Annotated in this window: 4 protein-coding genes; all 4 read right to left on the reverse strand. The window is 34.4% G+C overall.

What is annotated here, in order from left to right; all coding sequences use genetic code 11:
* On the reverse strand, window positions 1-129 hold a 129-nt coding region (locus tag ENO17_04565), incomplete at its 3' end, for a stage V sporulation protein E (protein ID HER24307.1).
* A gap of 83 nt (window positions 130-212) precedes the next feature.
* On the reverse strand, window positions 213-1,178 hold the full coding sequence (locus tag ENO17_04570; protein HER24308.1) for a phospho-N-acetylmuramoyl-pentapeptide-transferase: 966 nt from the start codon (window positions 1,176-1,178) through the stop codon (window positions 213-215).
* A gap of 10 nt (window positions 1,179-1,188) precedes the next feature.
* Window positions 1,189-2,622 carry a UDP-N-acetylmuramoyl-tripeptide--D-alanyl-D-alanine ligase gene (locus ENO17_04575; GenBank protein HER24309.1) on the reverse strand — a complete coding sequence of 478 codons (1,434 nt, stop codon included), beginning with the start codon at window positions 2,620-2,622 and terminating at the stop codon, window positions 1,189-1,191.
* Between the two features lie 4 nt (window positions 2,623-2,626).
* Window positions 2,627-4,120, reverse strand: coding sequence for a UDP-N-acetylmuramoyl-L-alanyl-D-glutamate--2,6-diaminopimelate ligase (locus ENO17_04580; protein HER24310.1), 1,494 nt, complete (start codon window positions 4,118-4,120; stop codon window positions 2,627-2,629).
* Window positions 4,121-4,215 lie beyond the last annotated feature (95 nt).

Raw genomic sequence — 4,215 nt, forward strand, 5'->3', positions numbered from 1 at the left:
ATAACTATCTTCGTACCATTTATAGGCCATAATATAACTTGAACTAAAAACCATACATAAGCCAATAGCTATCAGTAAAATTACTACGATAAAAAGCCATAAATCGGGAGATTTTTTTTCTATTAACATTTCAAATAGTACCTCATGCTTAAGTTTTTATTTTTAATAAGTTCAATCAGTTAACAGGCAAGTTGCTTACTTATTTACGGTTTTCATGTTAAGCTCGGTAATAAACTTGCTATCCCAATAAGCGCAAAAATACATCCGGTTATCCAAAACCTGATAATAATCTTAGGTTCTTTCCAACCACAAAGCTCAAAATGATGATGAATAGGACTCATCTTAAACATTATTTTTCCCCTTAATTTTACCGAAATAATCTGAAGTATCACCGATAAGGTTTCAATCGCAAATACTCCGCCTATTATCACTAAAATCAATTCTGTCCTGGTAAAAATTGCTGCCGAAGCAAGCGCTCCACCTAAAGCCAAAGACCCTACGTCCCCTAAAAATATCCGCGCGGGATAAAAATTATAGATCAAAAAACCAAAAGAGGTAAAGCCAACTATCAGAGTAAAGAGGCTCATGGGCAATATATTTTGGATATAGGCAATGAAAGCAAAACTTAACATAGCGATAATAATTAATCCAGTCGCTAAGCCATCCAGGCCATCTGATAAATTAACTGCATTAACCGCGCTAACCATCACTAAAACCACAAAAGGTACAAACATGATCCCTAAATCTAAATTATTTTTTATAAAAGGAAGATAAATTTCTGTACCTAAATCAGTATTTTGTTGAATAAAGTAAGCCACTATCAAAGCAAAAACAATTTGAAGGGAAAATTTTTGCATAGTCAGAAGCCCTAATGATCTTTTATTAATAAATTTTATTAGATCATCAATTAATCCGATAAAACCAAAACCGACAGTAGCAACTAATGACCATAAAACATATTTTTGGTATGGAATCAAGAATAATATTATTATTCCCAGAACAAGGATAATAATGACTCCTCCCATGGTAGGTGTTCCCATTTTATGTTGATGAAGATCAGGACCCTCCTGGCGTATTTTCTGTCCAATATTATGTTTTTTTTGGTATTTGATAAAAAAAGGCAAAGCAATAATCGGAATTATAAAAGAAACTAATAAGATTAAGGACCAATAGATCATTATCTCCTCCTTAGGCAGGGCTATTTTTTTGATATTCTTTTTGCCATAATTCTAAAATCTCTTCCATTTTCATTTCTCGAGAACCTTTTAAGAGAATAAAATCTCCGGACTTGGTCAGACTCAACAACTTCTTTACCAAAGATAGCTTCTCATTTTTCTCGAAAGAAAATATCTTTTCTTTGGCTATTCCTTCTTTTTGGGAAGATTGAGCAATGATCTTTCCTTTCTTACCAACAGTTATCAGTATATCAATTGATAATTTTACCACTTCTTTTCCTATTTCCCAGTGATAGAAGTCGGCTTTTTCTCCCAATTCCAGCATATCTCCTAAAATAGCTATTTTTCTATGTTTTTGCGCAGCTTGGGTAAAAGTTTCCAAAGCATTTTTTACAGATAAGGGACTCGCATTATAGGAATCATTTAGTATGGTAATGCCCTTGTTAAAATTATTTAATTGCATATGCAGGTCTAACGGTTTAAAAGAAGATAATCCCCTTTCAATTAAATCTAATCCTGTTCCCAGCGCCAAAGCAGTAGCCGAAGCAGCCAAGGCATTATAAACATTATATCTTCCCAATAAGGGAAAAAATATTTCTCTGCTCTTGCCATTCTGTACTTCAAAGAGAAATTTCATTCCCTTGTCACTGACCATCCTGACATGAGAAGCCAAAACATCACTCTTATTCTCAATACCAAAAGTATATACTTTCTTTCCTTTAACTACCCCCGACATCTTAGAAAAATAAGGGTCGTCTCGGTTTAGAATGGCTATACCATCTTTATCCAATGATTGTAATAATTCTGATTTAGCCTTAAAAATATTCTCTTTTGAGCCTAATAGGCCGAGATGAGCTTCTCCTATATTAGTAATCACAGCTAAGTCAGGATGAATAAAATCGGTAAGAGTTTTTATTTCACCCAAACCTCTCATCCCCATCTCTACTACTAATAACTTATGTGATTTATTAAGCTGGAGCATGGTGAGGGGAATTCCGATCTCGTTATTATAATTTCCGGAAGTTTTTAAAAGAGGAAACTTCAGAGACAAAATATGAGCAATCATTTCTTTAGTAGTGGTTTTTCCGTTGCTGCCGGTTATAACTATATTAAAAGTTTTAAATTTATCCTTATAATACTTAGACCAATCCTGCAGAGCGGAAAGAGTATCTTTTACTTCTATAATAATCTTATCTTTATCTATAAGCTTATTTTGTAATAAAGTGTTCATATCTTTACAGACCACTGCTCCAACTGCTCCTTTATTAAAAGCTTCAAAAATAAAATTATGTCCATCGAAATTGGGTCCCATGAGAGCAAAAAATAGATCGCCGGAATTGAGCGTTCGGCTATCTATAGAAAATCTGTTTATCACGCAATGCTGGTTTCCCTGGATTATCTTTCCCGAGATTACTTTTACCAACTCTTTAATTTCACAATTTTCCAATCTCTTATCTCCCTGTTAAAATATTCCTCACTACTTCTTCGTCATTATGATGTATGACTCTATTATGATAAATCTGCTCATTCTCTGGTCCCTTCCCGGCTATTAACACGATATCTCCTTCCTGAGCCTTTTCTAATGCATGTTTTATCGCTTTCACTCGGTCAGTAATAATAATATAATCTTTAGCTGTTTTTTTAACTCCTCTCTCTATCTCTTGGGCTATTTCCATGGGGTCTTCACTTTTAGGATTATCTGCAGTTATTATACTATAATCACTATATCTCCCAATCACTTCTCCCATAGTTACCCTAACCCTATTATATTTCTCTCCTCCATGTCCAAATATAGTAATCAGGTTGCGATGGGTAAAAGAGCGTAAATTTTTTAATATATTCCCTAAGCCATGATAATTATGGGCAAAATCGATAATAATAGTATAATTCTGACCATATTCAAGTAGTTTATATCTCCCGGGAGCTCCGGAAAATTTACTTAAAGCTCTGGAAATTAAATTAAGGGGAATACCTTGGGTAATCGCCGTTGCTATAGCTGCCAAAGCATTATATACGTTGTATTTTCCTCCAAAATTTAATGATATCTCGCTTTGGCCAACCGGTGTTTCCACCGCAAAGGACAAACTCTTAAGCTCTATTTTTATTTTCCTGGCTTTAACCCTGGCTTCTTTTTCTATTCCGTAGGTCATTAAATTAACCCGGTTGCAATCTAAAAATTCTCTGCTGTGCTCTTCGTCAACATTAATTACGGCAAATTTTTGGGAAGCTTCTTTCCTGCTGTTATTTAGGCTTAAAAATAATTTTTTTTTGGCATTTAAATAATTAGAAAAGTTTTTATGAATTTCGAAATGTTCCTTGCTGATATTAGTAAAGATGGCTACATCAAAATCGCATCCTTCAACGCGGGATAATTGCAAGGCATGAGAAGATACTTCCATTACAGAATAACGATTCTTTTGTTCCACCATTTCTTTAAGCGTCCTCTGTAAATCTACTGATTCCATGGTAGTCATCCGAGATAAGTTGATGTTATCGCCTACTATATTTTGAGCGGTACCCAGGAGTCCGGTCTTAAAACCTGCTTCCTGAAAAATTGTTCTTAACATGTAAGTAATGGTGGTTTTACCATTTGTACCGGTCACTCCAATCAACTTTAAATTTCTCGAAGGGAAACCGTAAAATTTATTCGCTAAAAAGGCTAGAGCTTTTCGGCTATCACTTACCCTTATTATAGTAATGCCCGGCCGTAGAGGAACCTCTTTTTCTACAACCAGAGTAGAAGCCCCCCTATTCAGGGCATCGTCAATAAAATTATGTCCATCAAAGGTAAAGCCTTTTATACATATAAATAAAAAATCTCTCTTTATTTCTCGAGAGTTGTGATAAATCCCTTTTATATCTAAATCTAAATCGCCAATAATTTCTTTTACTTCCAGGTTAGTGGTCAACTCGCTCAACTTCATAAAAAATACCTCAAAATTAATTTATCAGTTAGCCTATTGGCCAATTGAATTAGTTAAATGATCAGCTAGTGGTTAACTGTATGATTGTTCACCTGGTTTACCGATTAATCCACTAT

The organism is Candidatus Atribacteria bacterium (assembly GCA_011056645.1).
Taxonomy (GTDB): Bacteria; Atribacterota; Phoenicimicrobiia; order Phoenicimicrobiales; family Phoenicimicrobiaceae; genus Sediminicultor; species Sediminicultor quartus.

Excerpts from the sequence above, each read along its gene's own strand:
- ENO17_04570 (HER24308.1), bottom strand. The coding sequence starts at position 1,178 with ATGATCTATTGGTCCTTAATCTTATTAGTTTCTTTTATAATTCCGATT.